The sequence below is a fragment of the Halomonas llamarensis genome (genome assembly GCF_023555005.1).
In the GTDB taxonomy this organism is placed as follows: domain Bacteria; phylum Pseudomonadota; class Gammaproteobacteria; order Pseudomonadales; family Halomonadaceae; genus Vreelandella; species Vreelandella llamarensis.
Window position 1 is genome coordinate 15941 of record NZ_JAMJPJ010000037.1, and the last position, 16266, is coordinate 32206.

Genomic DNA, 16266 nt, shown 5'->3' on the forward strand with positions numbered 1-16266 from the left:
GTCAAGTATACAATCCCAAGCAGATAGGTTATAGGCGCAGGCCGACATAGGCCGTAAGTCAGTACAGGTTACTTGTTAAGGAGAGTGTGATGATCGTCGTGACAGGCGGTGCCGGTTTCATCGGTGCCAATATTGTAAAAGCACTGAATGCGCGCGGGCGCACCGATGTCATGGTGGTCGATGACCTGCGTGACGGGACCAAGTTCGTTAACGTAGCCGACTGCACGTTAACCGATTATCTGGATAAAGAAGCGTTTATTCAGCGAGTAAAAGCCGCGATGCAGGGCGAGCCGGTTGATCTTCCTCGGATCGAAGCGGTTTTTCACGAGGGTGCCTGCTCAGATACGACTGAGTGGGACGGGCGGTTTATGCTCGAGAATAACTACGAGTACTCCAAGGTGTTGCTCAATTTTTGTGAAAAGTTTGGTATTCCCTTTCTCTACGCCTCGTCAGCCGCCACCTACGGCGGCAGCAGCGTGTTTAAAGAAGCGCCGGCGTTCGAGAAACCGCTTAACGTCTACGGCTACTCGAAACTGCTTTTCGATCAGCACGTGCGTGCCCGTTGGGAGGAGCTAACCACTCAAGTCGTTGGTTTTCGTTACTTCAATGTCTACGGTCCGCGAGAGCAACACAAAGGCAAGATGGCAAGCGTTGCCTACCACAATCACCTGCAAGTGCGTAACGGTGAGACGCTAAAGCTATTCGGTGCTTACGACGGCTACGATGCTGGCATGCAAAGTCGCGATTTTGTCTATGTGGGCGACGTGGTGGATGTGAACCTGTGGTTCCTCGATCATCCAGAGAAGTCCGGTATTTTTAATTTGGGCACTGGCCGGGCGGAGCCGTTTAAAGCCATTGGCGACGCCGTCATCGACTACTACGGTAACGGCGAGATCCACTACATTGATTTTCCTGGAGAGCTAAAAGGGCGTTATCAAAGCTATACGCGGGCGGATATTGCCAAACTGCGCGAGACCGGCTGCGATATAGAATTCAAAACCGTCGCCCAGGGGGTGAAGGCGTACCTGGAGTGGCTTAATGAATGAGCCGGCAAAACGCCTATTGGTGATTGGTCCCTCATGGGTGGGGGATATGGTGATGGCCCAGAGCTTATTTATCACCCTAAAACAGCGCTATCCTGGCGCAACGCTGGGCGTGGTGGCGCCCGCCTGGTCGCAGCCGATTCTTGCGCGCATGCCGGAGGTGGACGAAGTGCTGCCGCTGTCGGTCAGTCATGGCGAGTTCGGGCTCGCTACCCGGCGAGAACTTGCCAACCGACTGAAAGGCCGCTTTGACCGCGCAATTGTGCTACCGCGCTCGTGGAAGGCGGCGCTGGTACCGTTTCTTGCCCGCATACCCGAGCGCATTGGCTTTCTGGGCGAGCAGCGCTACGGCCTGCTGAAAGAGCGACGTAAGCTTGATAAGCAGGTGCTAGATCAAACGGTGAAGCGTTTCGTTTCGCTCGGGCTACCCGAAGACGAAGCAGCAAGCGGGCAGTTTGCCATTCCTCAGCCGCGCCTTGAGATTGACTGCGATAACCTCGTCAATTTACGCATTACGCATGCGCTGTCATCGCGCCCTGCGATTGGCCTGATGCCAGGCGCTGAGTATGGTCCCGCTAAGCAGTGGCCTTTAGCGTACTTTCACACCCTGGCCAAGCGGCTGGTGGACGATGGTTTTGAAGTGCGTATTTTTGGCGGTCCCAAGGACCATGCCGCGGGGCAGGAGATCGTCCACGGGGTTTCGCAAGCGCATAACCTATGTGGCAAAACGGCACTGGCCGATGTGGTCGACTTGCTCGCTGATTGCCGCCAAGTGGTGACCAATGACTCTGGATTGATGCACGTTGCCGCCGCAGTCGGCACGCGGGTACAGGCGATCTATGGTTCGTCCTCGCCAGGCTACACACCGCCGCTGACAAGTAACGCTCATATCCATTATCTCGCCCTTGAGTGTTCGCCTTGCTTCAAGCGCGAGTGCCCGCTAGGACACACCAACTGCCTTAATCAAATGCATGCTGAAACGCTTTATCAGGCGGTGTCAGCGGATACTGGCGAACGCTTAAAGCTCTAGGTTTATTTCGTCGGTGCTGTCGCTGGGGTTTTCTAGCCCTTGTTCGGCTGGCTTGGGGCGGGGTGGCGTCTTGTGCTGGTGTGGTGAAAGCCCATCCCAAAGCCGCTGTTGCAAGGCACTTTCTTCATGCAAGCGGCGGTTGATAGCCTCCTCGCCATGACGCTCAAGCAACGTTGAGGTTGTGTCATCCAGCAGTGAGGCACCCAGCCCAGCTTGGTGATTTTTAGCCGGGTAGCCCAATGCGTCTAATAGCGTAGGGAATATATCCAGCGTTGAGGCCTCGCGGGAAATATGCTGCGGCTCAAGGTCGTTGCCAAGCAATATAAAGGTGTTTTCCCGAGGTAAGGTTTCCAACGTGTCCCATGCAGAAACGCGCATGGTTAAATGGTCGCTGACGATGGCGACGACGGTATTATCCAACAGCCCTTTGGCCTCTAAGCGCTCGACAAAATCGCGTGCCAGCCATGCTGAACATTCAACTGAATAGAGGATATCTTCACCATCCCATTCGCCTTGGCGTTCACGGCAGCGCCGCGCTGGGTAGCCACTAGGCGCGTGGCCGGTAATGCTTAAGTTCACGATCCCCCAGGGTGAGTCGCTTTCTGCCTCTAAGCGCTCAATTTCGTTCAGGGTGAATTCGTAAAGCGTATCGTCGAAAAGCCCCCAGTCGTTGACGTACGTTTCGTCATCGAGCTGAGGTTGTAGCTCTTTTAGGCCATACACATTTTGAAAACCGTGACCATTATAAAACAGCCCTTTCCCTGCGAACTCGATACTGGCACCGCCTAGATAAGTCAGGCGGTAGCCCTGCTCAGAAAGCACGTCACCTAAGCAGTTAACGCCGGGCACAACGGCGGAAAGTGGCTCAAATTGACGGTCGTGTAAAAGCCCCGCCGGCATTAGCGGCGTACCGCACTGGCTTGCAATCATGCCGGCCATGGTCCAGCCAGTGTTGGCGATTTGGCGAATACCCTCAAACACCACGCCGCGTTCGCCGAGCGCTTCAAGATCATCGTAGGCGTCGCCAAAAACTGGAGCGCCGTAAGTACGCTCGATGCTTTCAAGGTAGAGCAGCACTAGGTTTGGCGGGTCGTCTTGTGCTTGAACACGCGGTGTGACATAGCGTCGCTCTAGCCAGCCGCCATCGTCGGTCACGACAACCGCACTACGCTGGCCCAGACCCAAAATCAGCGGGTTCGACGCGATTAGTATCACGGCAAGAAGCGGATCTACTCGCCGCCAGCGCCAGTCGTTGCGGGTCAGCCACGTAAACGCTAGCAGCACGCCAAGCATGCAGAGCGTATACACTGCGGCTGCAACCATACGCCCTGTGCCACCGTGATCCGACATTCCCGCTTGCAGGTGAAAAAATACCGCACCGAGATCGAGTTTGCCAAAGCTATCCGCCAGGTAAACGTAAAGTCCCCAAAGACACAGCGGCAGTAGGGACCACGGCCATACCTTGCGGTAACGACGAAAACGCGGTTGCCCTAAGTGAAAACGCGTGCCCAGCCATACCCCAGCGGCGGCAAAAAGGAATAGCGACCACCAAGGTAAAGACGTTAGCGTGGCGATGGTATAGCCAAGACTTAGGCTGATCGCGGCGATCGGCATCCAAGTAGATGGCTGGGGTAACGTTAATCGCGGCATGGCTCTCCTGACGAGTAGGTAGCGTTGACCAATCGTAAATTGTTACGCCCAACACCCACATAGCGCAAGCCTGCCGCGGTCATATCCCCTACGTCGTAGAGGTTACGGCCATCTATCACCAGCTTTTCGCTCAACTCGCCCGCGAGCCAAGTGAAATCTACGCTACGAAACGCTTTCCACTCGGTGCAGATTACGAGCGCATCGGCGCCTTTAATGGCTTGGATACGGTCAAAGGTGAGAATCAGATCGTGGCGGTCGCCATAGAGTCGCCGGCACTCCGCCATCGCTTCTGGATCGTAGGCTTGCACCTTAGCTCCGACAGCCCACAGGGCTTCCATCAATTCGCGACTGGGCGCTTCGCGCATATCGTCGGTGTTAGGTTTAAATGCTAGACCCCAAACGGCAATTGTTTTGCCAATAACGTCGCCTAGCGTGCGCTGTAGCTTGGTGAATAGCGTCTGCTTTTGCTGATAGTTTACCTGCTCGACGGCGCTCAAAAGCGCGGGATGATAGCCGTATTCCCGCGCGGTACGCTCAAGCGCTTGTACATCTTTAGGAAAGCAAGAGCCGCCGTAACCACAGCCGGGGTAAATAAAATGGTAGCCAATACGCGGATCGCTGCCGATACCACGGCGTACCTCTTCTACATCCACCTCGAGGCGCTCGGCTAAGTTCGCCATCTCGTTCATAAAGCTGATTTTAGTGGCCAGCATGGCGTTAGCAGCGTACTTAGTCAGCTCAGCCGCGCGCACGCTCATAAACATTAACTTATCGTGGTTACGGTTATACGGCGCATAACAGGCGCGCATACGCGCTTCAACGTGCTCGCTATCGGTACCGACCACAATCCTCGCGCCGCGGGTAAAGTCTTCAATTGCCGCGCCTTCCTTCATGAACTCGGGGTTGGAGCAAACATCAACATCAAGCGATAAATCGCGCGCGTTAAGCGCGTCAGCGATGGCGGCCTGTACTTTCTCAGCCGTACCTACCGGTACAGTGGATTTATCGATCACCAGCTTGTAATCATCCATGTACTCGCCGATGCTGCGCGCGACGGCGAGCACATGACGAAGATCTGCACTGCCATCTTCATCCGGCGGCGTGCCCACGGCAATAAACAGAAGCTCGCTCTCTTTCACAGCTTTTGCGGTATCAGTGGTAAAGCGCAAACGCCCGGTAGCCACGTTCTGCGCGACGAGCTCTGTCAGGCCCGGCTCATAAATGGGAATTTCACCGGCTTCCAAGAGAGCAATACGCTCGGCGTTGATATCCATGCAGATCACTTGATGACCTACGTCCGCTAAGCACGCTCCCGCGACCAGGCCGACGTACCCCGTACCAAAAACGCTGATGTTCATAGTGACTCGCTGTGTTGCGCTATCGTTGAGTTGTAGGAGAGCTTATCATGAGCGTAATTAAAGGCACGAACTGCAGAGCGGAACCCGCCAAGCCAGGACGTGTTGTGTTGTTCCAGCTGACAGTTCTTATAACGTGTACCCAGGGTAGTAAGGGAATTTTATATGTTTAATCAAGCGTCTATTTTGATAACAGGAGGAACGGGCTCCTTCGGGCATACGTTTATCCCCATGCTGCTGGAACGCTACAACCCTAAAAAAGTTATCATTTTTTCTCGTGATGAAATGAAGCAGTGGGAGATGGCAAAAAAGTTTGAGGGAGATCCTCGTGTTCGCTTCTTCATTGGTGACGTACGCGACCGCGATCGTCTTTATCGCGCGTTAGACGGTGTGGATTACGTCGTTCATGCAGCGGCAACGAAGATTGTGCCAACGGCCGAGTACAACCCCTTCGAGTGCATCAAGACCAATGTGATGGGTGCCATGAATCTGGTCGATGCCTGTATCGATAAAGGGGTAAAAAAACTGGTGGCGCTTTCGACTGATAAGGCCAGCAGCCCGATTAATCTTTACGGTGCGACTAAACTAACTTCCGACAAACTGTTCGTGGCGGGTAATCACTATGCCGGTCATAACCCTACGCGCTTTGCCGTGGTGCGTTATGGCAATGTCATGGGCTCGCGCGGTTCGGTGATTCCCTTCTTCATGTCGATCAAGGACAAAGGTGTGCTGCCGATCACCGACGAGCGCATGACGCGCTTTATGATCTCGCTGGAAGAGGGCGTTGAGCTGGTGTGGCACGCGTTTGAAGACATGGAAGGCGGCGAAATCTACGTTAAAAAGATTCCGTCGATGAGGGTGACAGACTTGGCGCGGGTGATTGCTCCTGAGGCTAAGCAGGAAATCGTTGGTATTCGCCCCGGCGAGAAGCTGCACGAGCAAATGATCAGCGCCGAAGATGCTTATTACACCTACGAATACCCTGAGCACTTCAAGATCCTGCCGCAAATCAACAGCTGGGATAAAGATGCTAACCGCATCAAGGATGGCAAGAAAGTACCCGAAGATTTCGTTTACGCCAGTGATAATAATAGCGAATGGATGACAGACGCTGAACTACAAGCCTGGGTCGATGAGAACCGCGAGAAAATCGGAGCCATTTAATGATTCCCTATGGTCGCCAAGAGATCACCCAAGCGGATATCGACGCTGTGGTATCGGTATTGGAATCTGACTTTCTCACCCAGGGGCCGCAGGTACCACGCTTTGAAAAAGCCGTGGCACAGCACGTAGGCGCCAAACATGCGTTAGCTGTGAACAGTGCTACGTCGGCATTACACCTCGCGTGCCTAGCGCTCGGGCTAGGCGAAGGCGACTGGCTGTGGACCTCGCCAATCACGTTTGTTGCTTCGGCTAACTGCGGACTTTACTGCGGTGCGCAGGTGGATTTTGTCGACATTGATCCGCGCACCTATAACCTTTGCCCGAAGACGTTGGCAGTTAAGTTAGCAAAAGCTGAGAAAGAAGGGCGTTTGCCTAAGGTCGTCGTTGCCGTGCATTTATGCGGCCAACCAAGCGATATGCAGGCACTTCACGCACTCAGCCTGCGCTATGGTTTTCATATCATTGAAGACGCCTCGCACGCCATTGGTGGTAAATACCAAGGCGAATTTATCGGCAACGGCCACTATAGCGATATTACCGTATTCAGCTTTCACCCGGTAAAAATCATCACTACCGCCGAAGGCGGCATGGCGCTGACCAATGATAATAACCTGGCTAGCCGCATGAATTTGCTGCGCAGCCATGGTATTACCCGCGATCCAGCGCTGATGACGCATAAAGCGGACGGCCCTTGGTACTACCAGCAGGTGGAGCTTGGCTTCAACTACCGCATGACAGAGCTACAGGCTGCATTGGGCGTAAGTCAGATGGACCGGCTGGATGCGTTTGTCGTCCGCCGCCATGAGCTGGCTAAACGCTACGACGAACTGCTGAAAGAATTGCCGGTAATCCTGCCTTGGCAACACCCGGACAGTTATTCGGGCTTGCACCTGTATGTGATCCGCCTGGAACTGAATGCCATCAACCAAACGCACCGACACGTATTTGAAGCGTTGCACGAGCGAGGCATTGGGGTGAACTTGCACTATATCCCTGTGCACACTCAGCCGTATTATCAGGCTATGGGCTTTAAACCCGAAGACTTTCCAGAAGCGATGCAGTACTACCGCGAGGCGATCAGCTTGCCAATGTACCCAACCATGAGCGAGTCGCAGCAGGATGAGGTGATTTACGTTTTGAACAGCGTGTTGGGAGATAAGCTGTGACAACCGTTGCCATCATTCCCGCTCGGGGCGGTAGTAAGCGTATACCACGCAAGAATATCAAGCCGTTCTGTGGCAAGCCTATGATTGCTTGGTCCATCGAGGCGGCGTTGGCAAGTCGTTGCTTCGATCGCGTTATTGTTTCGACCGATGATGAAGAGATTGCCGCTGTGGCGCGCAAATGGGGGGCGGAAACACCTTTTATTCGTCCGGTTTCTTTGTCAGACGATCATACTGGCACTATTCCGGTGATAGCCCATAGCGTGCAGTGGCTCAGCGATAATGGCCCGGCACCGGAAACCGTGTGCTGCGTGTACGCCACAGCGCCTTTTGTGCAGCTTGACGACTTGCAGCGTGGCTTGCAGGCTTTGCGGCAGTCAGGTGCTGACTATGCGTTTTCCGTGACCAGTTATGCGTTTCCTATTCAGCGTGCGCTACGCCTTACACAAAGTGGGCGAGTCACCATGTTTCAGCCGGAAAACTTCACTATACGTTCCCAGGACTTGGAAGACGCTTGGCACGATGCCGGGCAGTTTTACTGGGGCTGCGCCGGCGCATGGCTCACCGGCCAGCCATTGTTCTCGGAACGCGCGGTGCCCGTAATTTTACCGCGCCACCGCGTGCAAGATATCGATACCCCAGAAGATTGGCAGCGCGCCGAATGGCTTTTCAGGGCCATGGAGGCAGAGGCACAATGAAAATCGTCTTTCGCGTTGATGCCTCTGTCGAGATCGGTACCGGTCACGTCATGCGTTGTTTGACACTGGCTAATGCGCTACGTGAGCAAGGTGGTGAATGTCACTTTCTTTGCCGTGAGCATAAAGGTCATTTAATTGAACAGATAGAAGAGCAAGGCTTTCAGGTATACCGGCTTAAATATGACCCGTCGGTGGAGATAAAAACGTTTGTTTCTACTGAAGATACCGCATTGCCTTACCACGCCCATTGGCTGGGCGTACCATGGCAAAATGATGCTGAGGACTGCCGTTCTATTCTTGAAACTTTTGCGCCGGATTGGCTGGTGGTAGACCACTACGCGTTAGATACCCGCTGGGAAGGGGCGACTTGCCCTGTCAATACGCGATTGTTAGCCATTGACGACCTGGCCGACCGAGAGCATCTGGCCGACGTACTGCTGGATCAGAATCTTGGGCGAAACATGGAAGATTATACGACGTTAGTACCTGCGCAATGTCACTGCCTTATTGGTCCTGAGTTCGCGCTACTGCGCTCAGAATTTGCTCAGTGGCGCGATGACAGCCTCACGCGACGTCGTGAGCAGCCGAGACTCAAGCGCCTGCTGATTACCCTCGGCGGTGTCGACAAAGACAACGTGACCGGGCAGGTGTTGGAAGCGCTCAATGGCTGTAGCTTGCCTGAACACTGCGGCATTACCGTGATCATGGGTGCCACGGCCCCTTGGCTGGATGACGTCAAAATCAAAGCAAATGCGCTGTCATGGCCTACAGAGGTGGTGGTTAGCGTTAATGATATGGCGCGGCGAATGGCAGAAGCGGATATTGCCATCGGCGCCGCCGGTAGCACCTCCTGGGAGCGCTGCTGTCTTGGGTTGCCTACTTTGATGTTGGTGCTAGCGGAAAACCAGAAAGCGATTGCTCAAGCCTTAGATAAGGTAGGGGCAGCAGTTTGCTTGGGGCATTTCAACTCCGATGTATTTAATCGCCAAGTGGTAGCCCTTCAGGACCCCAACACTCTGCAGGCTATGAGCGACGCCGCAGCGAGGCAGACGTCTGGTGAAGGGGGGGAAGCGATCTGTCGTATCCTGCTTCAAGAGAATGTAAGCGCATGATGCATTCAACGACGTTACGCCCTCTCCGGGAGGACGATCTTGCGATGCTACTGCGGTGGCGAAATGCACCTGAAGTGCGCCGCCATATGTATACCCAGCACGAAATCAGTGAGGCAGAGCATCGAGCCTGGTTTCAGCGTTCCCATGATAACCCTAACCGCCATCTGCTGCTCGTCGAGCAAAAGGGTCAGCCGTTTGGCTTTGTGAATATTCAGCTACTGGATAACGAAGCACAACGCGGCGAGTGGGGGTTCTATCTCTCGCCTGAAGCGATTCAAGGTAGCGGTCAGGCACTTGGCTTTACCGCGTTAGAGCATGCCTTCGATGTTCTCAAATTGCACAAGCTATGCGGCGAAGCGTTATTCGGCAATAAACGCTCGCAACGCTTTCACGAACGTTTGGGATTCATTCAAGAGTCACATTTACGCGACCATCATTTTGATGGTCACACTTATCATGACGTCATTGGCTACGGCTTACTCCATAGCGAATGGCACGCTTGCCAAGGAGTCTAACTTTCCATGACTATCCAGATCGCTGGGCGTGAAGTGGGACCCTTTTGTCCGCCTTATATCATTGCTGAGCTATCGGCCAACCATAATGGCAGCATTGAAACGGCGAAACGGATTATCGAAGAAGCAGCAAAGGCGGGCGCCGATGCCGTCAAACTACAGACTTACCGCCCTGATACCATCACGCTTGATTGCGACAACGATGAATTTAAGATTAAGGGTGGTTTGTGGGATGGGCGCACGCTTTATGAGCTTTACGAAGAAGCCTATATGCCTTGGGAATGGCACAAGCCACTTTTCGAGCACGCGCACAAGCTCGGTATCACGATCTTCAGTTCGCCTTTCGACACCACTGCTGTCGATCTGCTCGAAGACCTCGGCGCGCCCGCTTACAAGATCGCTTCGTTTGAAGCCATTGATGTGCCGCTAATCGAATACGTGGCGAAAACCGGTAAACCTATGATCATCTCCACCGGTATGGCCGATGTTGAAGAAATCCAGGAAGCAATTAATGCGGCAAAGGCTGCGGGGTGTCAGGAACTCGCAATTCTTCACTGCGTCAGCGGCTACCCTGCACCGGCTGAAGATTATAATTTGCGCACCATTCCCGACATGATCCAGCGCCACGGCTTGGTAACGGGGCTTTCTGATCACACCATTGATAATATCACTGCCATTACCAGCGTCGGGTTAGGGGCGAGCCTGATCGAAAAGCACTTTACCCTTGACCGCAATGGTGGCGGCCCCGATGACAGCTTTTCATTGGAACCTGCTGAGCTCGCCGCTTTGTGTCGGGATGCTAAAACAGCCTGGCAGGCGCTAGGCCAAGTAGACTATGGCCGAAAGTCTAGCGAACAGGGTAATGCCCAGTTTCGTCGCTCGCTCTACTTCGTCAAGGATTTAAAGGCCGGAGATATTATAACGGAAAATGCCGTAAGAAGTGTCAGGCCAGGATATGGCTTGCCACCCAAAATGTTAAAGAAATTAATTGGGAAAAAAATGATGAAAAGTGTTGAGCGTTTTACGCCGGTTTCGCTGGAAAAAGTGGAGCTGTAAATGTCGCGTCATCATCTTGCGTTAATTACATCACCTTTGCAGCTCATTAATCTTCGTCAGCTATGTGTGGAGAGAGGGCTATATAAAAAAGATTTAATACTCGTTGTTAAGTTTTCTAAAAAATCATCCAGCGCGCAGGCCCTCCAGAACGAACTTATACTGGACTATGGTGATTGGGGAGATATAATTATTTTTGAGAATAAAAATAAATTTTTTTACCTACAGTGCCTGATTAAAAAACTACGCCCTACCAAATGGGAAACCGTCATATCAGGAGAACTAACCTCATGGTGGCAGAATATTGTATTTGCGAATTTGCGGTTTGAAGAGCGTATTATTGTTGATGATGGCACAATGACACTGTTTGATTACCATGAATTTTTTGAAAAAGGGGTTGATTATCAAAAGAAAAAGTTTGGAAAATCAATATTCTTAAGTTTTTTAAGAATAAGAACGAAGATAAAAAAACCATGGCCAATCACCGTATTTTCTCTTTTTCCATTGGCTAGCAATGAGTATGTAAAATGTGAGAAAAACAGTCTTTCCGTGTTAAAAACGACATCAGATAAACCATGTGAATGCTTAGTTGGTATCCCTAAGAAACATCTTTTTCTCGGGCAGCCCTTTGTCGATAATAAAGAAATAAGTGATAAAGAATATTTTGATATAGTGTCACACTTTTCTTTTCAAAGTAAAAATGAATGTTGGTATTTGCCGCATAGAAGCGAAAGTAAAGAGACGCTAGATAAAATTAAAGAGATAAAAAATTTAAAAGTTATGACTTATACACAGCCCGTGGAAAAAATCGTAGGGCAGCAGAAAAATAGTTACAGTCAAATAGCTGGTATTAATTCTACAGCACTTTTTACTCTTCATATACTCTATCCAGAAATACCCATTTGCTTTTATTCTATTAGAGAGTTTTCCTCAGCATCTAAATTATTATTGCAGAGAAGTCTAGTTATTGAGGATTTTATAAAGCAGCAAGAAAACACCTTTCAATTAAGTTGTGAATGAGTTATTTCGGCGTAAAAGGGCTGCCCATATAACAACCCAGAATGCATACATCATTACTCCGCTGTTATGATTAAGAAATCCTTGAGTAAGACTGAAGTCGATGTATGAAACTGATAACAATGCACCAGATGTTGCAATGGAACGCTGGCTCATTTTTTTTGATTTTAAATATTTACTAAAATGACCAAGGGGTAAAAAATATAATAGTAGGAGTGCAGCTAAACCAACTACTCCATTTTTTGCTAAAGTGTCTAAAAACTGATTATGGGCATGCCCAAAGCTAGCGGCTAATGGATGAATAAGTCCCTCAGATGCGACTTGCTGCATACCGGGTTGATATTCATTTTCTCCCCATCCTAAAAACGGTTTTTGGTATGCCAGCTGTAATGCACCCTTCCACATATCGAAGCGAAAGCCAACGGATGTTGTGGTTTTCTCGCCGCTTGTATAAAGATGAATATCTTCGAATGCCTGCTCTGCGCGAGACTGAACTCCGGTTTGTGGAATCTGATAGAGAAGTATAACTATAACTAAAAGTAGAGTGCTACCAATGATTTTTTTTCTCGTAGTAAAAAAATCACCGTAAGCTCGGTAAAGGACTAACAGCATGAGCGGCAAACCAACCCAGCCGCCTCGGCTACCCGATAGTAGTGAGGCTAAAAAACCGCCTAATGCACCCATCAGTATTAGAGCTATCCAGAGGTGGCGGTGCGTTCGCTGTGATGCCCAGCCAAGCCCAGCTAAACAGAACATGCCTAATAAAAGGCTTAAATTGCCGTACTGAATAGCTTGCGTATGCCCGTGAGCACGATCAATGCTGAGAAAACCTTTTTGATATAAGGCGAAAGCGCCCGTGCCTAAGCTCCCGATGATAATGCCAGACCAAACCCAAGAAAGCCGAGGAGGATATACAAGAAGCCACAGTAAAACAGGAATGGCTAGAAGAAACCTTAAAGGCTTGTCGTAAGATGCTGATGGTTCATTATGCCATATATTGATAATTACTATCGTTAATGCATACCCTGCAAGTGCTGCTATTATAGCCCAATCGTTGTTATTTATTGATAGGTAAGGTCTTTTAATAATGAGGTAAAAAGATGATAAGAAAAGTATAGTCGGTCCAATCGAATAACCAGAAGGTAATATTAGGACTAGGCTGCCTAATAAAAAAATAGATATTTCGCTAATATATCGCTGCCACTCTTGTAAGTTGTGCGATATACTTTGATGACTAGCCTGCATGATTTTCGAGCTTCCTTTCATTATAATAATAAATACAGCGGTATCTTAATTGGTGTGGTTTTTAACATATTTCCAAAATACGCCGTTAGCATTGGCCACTGATATCGTTAAGCCTCGCCATCCATCTAGGAATCCTAGTTTGAGAAAGTAGGTGCGGATAAAAGCAAATATTGATTTTAATAGTATGGTAAAAAATGAATACTGCTTCAGTTTTTTGGAATCAGCTCTCAAACTGGAGTAACGGTTTATTTTCTCAAGGAACTGTCCAAGGTCAGTAATAGCGAGATGCCTTATTTTACCTTTTAATTTATAAATTTCAGTATTAGGTAGCGTTTTTATAGACTCATGCACCACAGCATCGTTGAAATTGCATTCTGTGCGGTTAAAAACCCTTACCAGCCAATCATTGCCCCAGCCCGAATGATGCACTGGCTGGCCCATCATCCAATTTTCACGTAAAACGCTACCTGCCTGTTGCGGTGCCGCGTGAGCCAGCCATGCCTGAATGGCTTCATTTAGCTCTGGGGTTGGGGCTTCATCAGCGTCTAAGGAAAGCACCCAATCGTGTTTTGCAAGCGATACCGCGTGTTTTTTGGTGGGGCCAAAACCTAGGAACTCGCCTTGATGCAGGGTGGTGTTGGCATATTCCTTCACGATCGCGCCTGTACTGTCCGTTGAGCCATTATCATAAACCACCACATCGTCATAATCTTGTATAGCATCTAATGTATGACGCAATGTGGTAGCAGCATTACGCGTAATGATAACGACGCTGACATCTGCTGGCATGGGGGTGGTCCTACTCTTATTGCGGGTTGATGGAGTATTATACCAGCACTTGAGTCAACGATATCTGGGGTGGGCTTTTTTTGCACATTATTCACGTCAATCTTGCTAAAGGATTTCGTGGTGGCGAACGACAGACAGCACTGCTTATACAGGCGCTTGCTAGTCGTGTTGAATCACAAACGCTTGTATGCCGGCACGACTCTCCACTGCATGAGGAATTGCAGAAGGTAGACCGGCTGAGTTTTGTGAGCGCGAACCATCAACTAAGTGGTCACCTACAGGCAGGTAGGGTATCAGTGGTCCATGCGCACGAAGCGAAAGCAGTACATTGGGCATGGTTACATAAGCGTTTGTATCGTACACCTTATGTTGTGACGCGTCGTGTCGATACGCCCGTCAAGGATAAGTGGATGAACCGACGGTTCTACGGCAACGCGGATTGTTGTGTGGCTATTTCTACCATGATCAAAGAACAGCTAGTAGCTTGGACTCAGCACGCGGTCCCGGTCATTCCTAGTGCCATGTCGAATTTTTCACCTAACATGCATGTCGCTGAGCAGTTCCGAACTCGCTACCCTGAACGTTTTATCGTCGGACATATTGGTGCATTGGTGGATCGTCATAAAGGGCAGCGGGTGGTTTTGGAGGCCGCACGACAGTTGCAAAAAAGTCACCCAGAATTACTATTTGTTTTTTTTGGCAAAGGCGAAGATGAGGAAGCGCTGCAGCAAGAGAGTGAGCATCTATCCAATGTGGTGTGGGCAGGATTCCACCCTAACATTGGGGATTTTATCCCTGCATTGGATCTGTTTGTTTTTCCATCGCGTAATGAAGGGCTAGGGTCGGTGCTGCTTGATGTGATGCAGGCGAAGGTTCCTATTATTGCGAGCGATGTGGGTGGCATACCCGATTTAGTTCATCAAAATAATACAGGTGTTTTAGTCGAGGCCAATAACGCCACGGCCCTTAAAGATGCCATTATTCAGGCTAAAAATAATCATAAAGCAAGCACGGCTATGGCGGAAAACGCTTACAGTCGTTTGCATATGTATAGCCCACAGGCAATGGCGGAAAGTTATCACCATATTTACCATAAACTTGCTAAGTAATGTGATGGGGGCTCTTTTGCTGGCCGATAAATGGAAAAAAAATCGCCATAAGCTTCGGTTTTATCTTCAGGGTATGGCGGAAATTGGCTTACCTAGACGCCACTATGATGAAAAAAAGAAGACGCTCTTTGAGTCGATTAAGATGTGCGATAACTCAACAAGGCAAGAGATTTCTCGGCGCGTAAATTATTATAATAAGTTGACGCTGTCGGAAAATTTGCCTGTAGAGGCGCCGTATATAGGGGAGTTTTCCAGAGGAAAAAGCTGGGCCTACTATATTGATATGAAAAAGTATCTGCTGGCCTTCGACCCTGCACTACATTTTTCCTATTTGCCCGGTGATATTCGCACTGTGCCTGATCATCCTACCTTGCTAAAAAGCCGCCCTATTGCAGGAAACAATGCTCACTCTGTGTTGCTAAAGCTTAATCGTATTCGTCACTATTTTTTCGTCAATGATTCTATCCCGTATGAACAGAAAAGAAGTAAACTGGTATGGCGAGGCGCTTGTCATCGCCCACACCGCCAAGCGTTTGTAAGTCAGTTTTATGATCACCCACTTTGCGATATTGGGGATAGTCACCCGAAGTTCAAAGATAAACCTTGGCACCGGGGTTTTATGACTCTCTCAGAACAGCTTCAATATAAATTTATTCTGAGCATTGAAGGTAACGATGTAGCAACTAACTTAAAGTGGATAATGGGGTCTAACTCGCTTTGTTTTATGACCAAGCCAAAATATGAAACATGGTTTATGGAAGGAACATTAATTCCAGGGTATCACTATGTTGAATTAGCAAGTGATTATTCAGATTTAGAAGAAAAACTACAGTACTATATCGAAAACCCCGATGAAGCAAATAATATCGTGCGAAATGCTAACGCTTACTTGGAAAAGTTTATGAACACACGTCAAGAGCACTTGATAGGCTTGCTAGTTTTGCAGAAATTTTTTGAAAAAACTGGACAGGCAGAACCTGTTAATTTGGAGCTTTGGGATTAGTGAATTTATATATGAAAAAATGCGCATGCAGCTATCAGATGGTTCGCGATTTACAAGTATTACTGGATAGTTGAAAGGTTGACCGCTAGGAGGGCTTTTTCCATGAAAGATGAAAAATGTATGCTCAACTCCATCTGCATCATGCGGCTGTCTGCGCTAGGTGATGCCACGCACGTCATACCGGTTGTAAAAAGTTTGTAAGCGAGCCATTAACCACATCTGGGCAGGCGTCGCTCAGCCGGGTAATGTGTCCTTCCAGTGCCAGGGCAGCAGCGTGGTGAGCTCGTCGTCGTTGAGCGTGGGCAATGTTTCGAAGACGTACC

The 16266-nt window shown here is 49.8% G+C and carries 15 protein-coding genes; 11 read left to right on the top strand and 4 right to left on the bottom strand.

Going from position 1 to position 16266, the window contains the following annotated elements; genetic code table 11:
• Positions 1-89 precede the first annotated feature (89 nt).
• Entirely contained in the window at positions 90-1046 is a 957-nt protein-coding gene (gene rfaD, locus M8006_RS15640; RefSeq protein ID WP_250083806.1) for an ADP-glyceromanno-heptose 6-epimerase, read from the top strand.
• Complete coding sequence (gene waaF, locus M8006_RS15645; protein ID WP_250083808.1) at positions 1039-2073, top strand: lipopolysaccharide heptosyltransferase II; 1035 nt, start codon at positions 1039-1041, stop codon at positions 2071-2073. The genes rfaD and waaF overlap by 8 nt, the downstream gene beginning before the upstream one ends.
• Here waaF and M8006_RS15650 read toward each other — a convergent pair.
• Positions 2062-3723, bottom strand: a complete 1662-nt coding sequence (locus M8006_RS15650) for a sulfatase-like hydrolase/transferase (RefSeq protein ID WP_250083810.1) — start codon at positions 3721-3723, stop codon at positions 2062-2064. The two genes, waaF and M8006_RS15650, sit on opposite strands and share 12 nt — an antisense overlap.
• A complete protein-coding gene (locus M8006_RS15655) occupies positions 3711-5081 on the bottom strand; it encodes a UDP-glucose dehydrogenase family protein (protein WP_250083812.1) in 1371 nt (456 codons plus the stop codon). The genes M8006_RS15650 and M8006_RS15655 overlap by 13 nt, the downstream gene beginning before the upstream one ends.
• A gap of 162 nt (positions 5082-5243) precedes the next feature.
• Here M8006_RS15655 and pseB point away from each other — a divergent pair, with 162 nt between their 5' ends.
• From pseB to M8006_RS15690, 7 genes are read left to right on the top strand one after another with little or no spacing between them, the layout of a single operon-like run.
• On the top strand, positions 5244-6242 hold the full coding sequence (gene pseB / locus M8006_RS15660) for a UDP-N-acetylglucosamine 4,6-dehydratase (inverting) (protein WP_250083814.1): 999 nt from the start codon (positions 5244-5246) through the stop codon (positions 6240-6242).
• Positions 6242-7408 (top strand): UDP-4-amino-4,6-dideoxy-N-acetyl-beta-L-altrosamine transaminase, encoded by a 1167-nt coding sequence (gene pseC / locus M8006_RS15665; RefSeq protein ID WP_250083815.1) that lies wholly within the window; start codon positions 6242-6244, stop codon positions 7406-7408. Before pseB ends, pseC begins: the two co-directional genes overlap by 1 nt.
• Positions 7405-8103 (top strand): pseudaminic acid cytidylyltransferase, encoded by a 699-nt coding sequence (pseF, locus tag M8006_RS15670; protein WP_250083816.1) that lies wholly within the window; start codon positions 7405-7407, stop codon positions 8101-8103. Before pseC ends, pseF begins: the two co-directional genes overlap by 4 nt.
• On the top strand, positions 8100-9215 hold the full coding sequence (gene pseG / locus M8006_RS15675) for a UDP-2,4-diacetamido-2,4,6-trideoxy-beta-L-altropyranose hydrolase (protein WP_250083817.1): 1116 nt from the start codon (positions 8100-8102) through the stop codon (positions 9213-9215). The genes pseF and pseG overlap by 4 nt, the downstream gene beginning before the upstream one ends.
• On the top strand, positions 9212-9730 hold the full coding sequence (gene pseH, locus M8006_RS15680) for a UDP-4-amino-4,6-dideoxy-N-acetyl-beta-L-altrosamine N-acetyltransferase (protein WP_250083818.1): 519 nt from the start codon (positions 9212-9214) through the stop codon (positions 9728-9730). The genes pseG and pseH overlap by 4 nt, the downstream gene beginning before the upstream one ends.
• 6 nt (positions 9731-9736) lie before the next feature.
• Positions 9737-10783, top strand: coding sequence for a pseudaminic acid synthase (gene pseI / locus M8006_RS15685; RefSeq protein WP_250083819.1), 1047 nt, complete (start codon positions 9737-9739; stop codon positions 10781-10783).
• Positions 10784-11800: a polysialyltransferase family glycosyltransferase gene (locus M8006_RS15690; protein WP_250083820.1), complete on the top strand. Its 1017-nt coding sequence runs from the start codon at positions 10784-10786 to the stop codon at positions 11798-11800.
• Here the strand turns inward: M8006_RS15690 and M8006_RS15695 are convergent.
• Both M8006_RS15695 and M8006_RS15700 read right to left on the bottom strand, forming a co-directional pair.
• Positions 11786-13042: an O-antigen ligase family protein gene (locus M8006_RS15695; protein ID WP_250083822.1), complete on the bottom strand. Its 1257-nt coding sequence runs from the start codon at positions 13040-13042 to the stop codon at positions 11786-11788. The two genes, M8006_RS15690 and M8006_RS15695, sit on opposite strands and share 15 nt — an antisense overlap.
• Positions 13043-13087: 45 nt before the next feature.
• Complete coding sequence (locus M8006_RS15700; RefSeq protein WP_250083825.1) at positions 13088-13831, bottom strand: glycosyltransferase family 2 protein; 744 nt, start codon at positions 13829-13831, stop codon at positions 13088-13090.
• 80 nt (positions 13832-13911) lie between these two features.
• Here M8006_RS15700 and M8006_RS15705 point away from each other — a divergent pair, with 80 nt between their 5' ends.
• Both M8006_RS15705 and M8006_RS15710 read left to right on the top strand, forming a co-directional pair.
• Positions 13912-14940, top strand: a complete 1029-nt coding sequence (locus M8006_RS15705) for a glycosyltransferase family 4 protein (RefSeq protein ID WP_250083826.1) — start codon at positions 13912-13914, stop codon at positions 14938-14940.
• 16 nt (positions 14941-14956) lie between these two features.
• A complete protein-coding gene (locus M8006_RS15710) occupies positions 14957-15943 on the top strand; it encodes a glycosyl transferase family 90 (RefSeq protein WP_250083829.1) in 987 nt (328 codons plus the stop codon).
• Positions 15944-16266 lie beyond the last annotated feature (323 nt).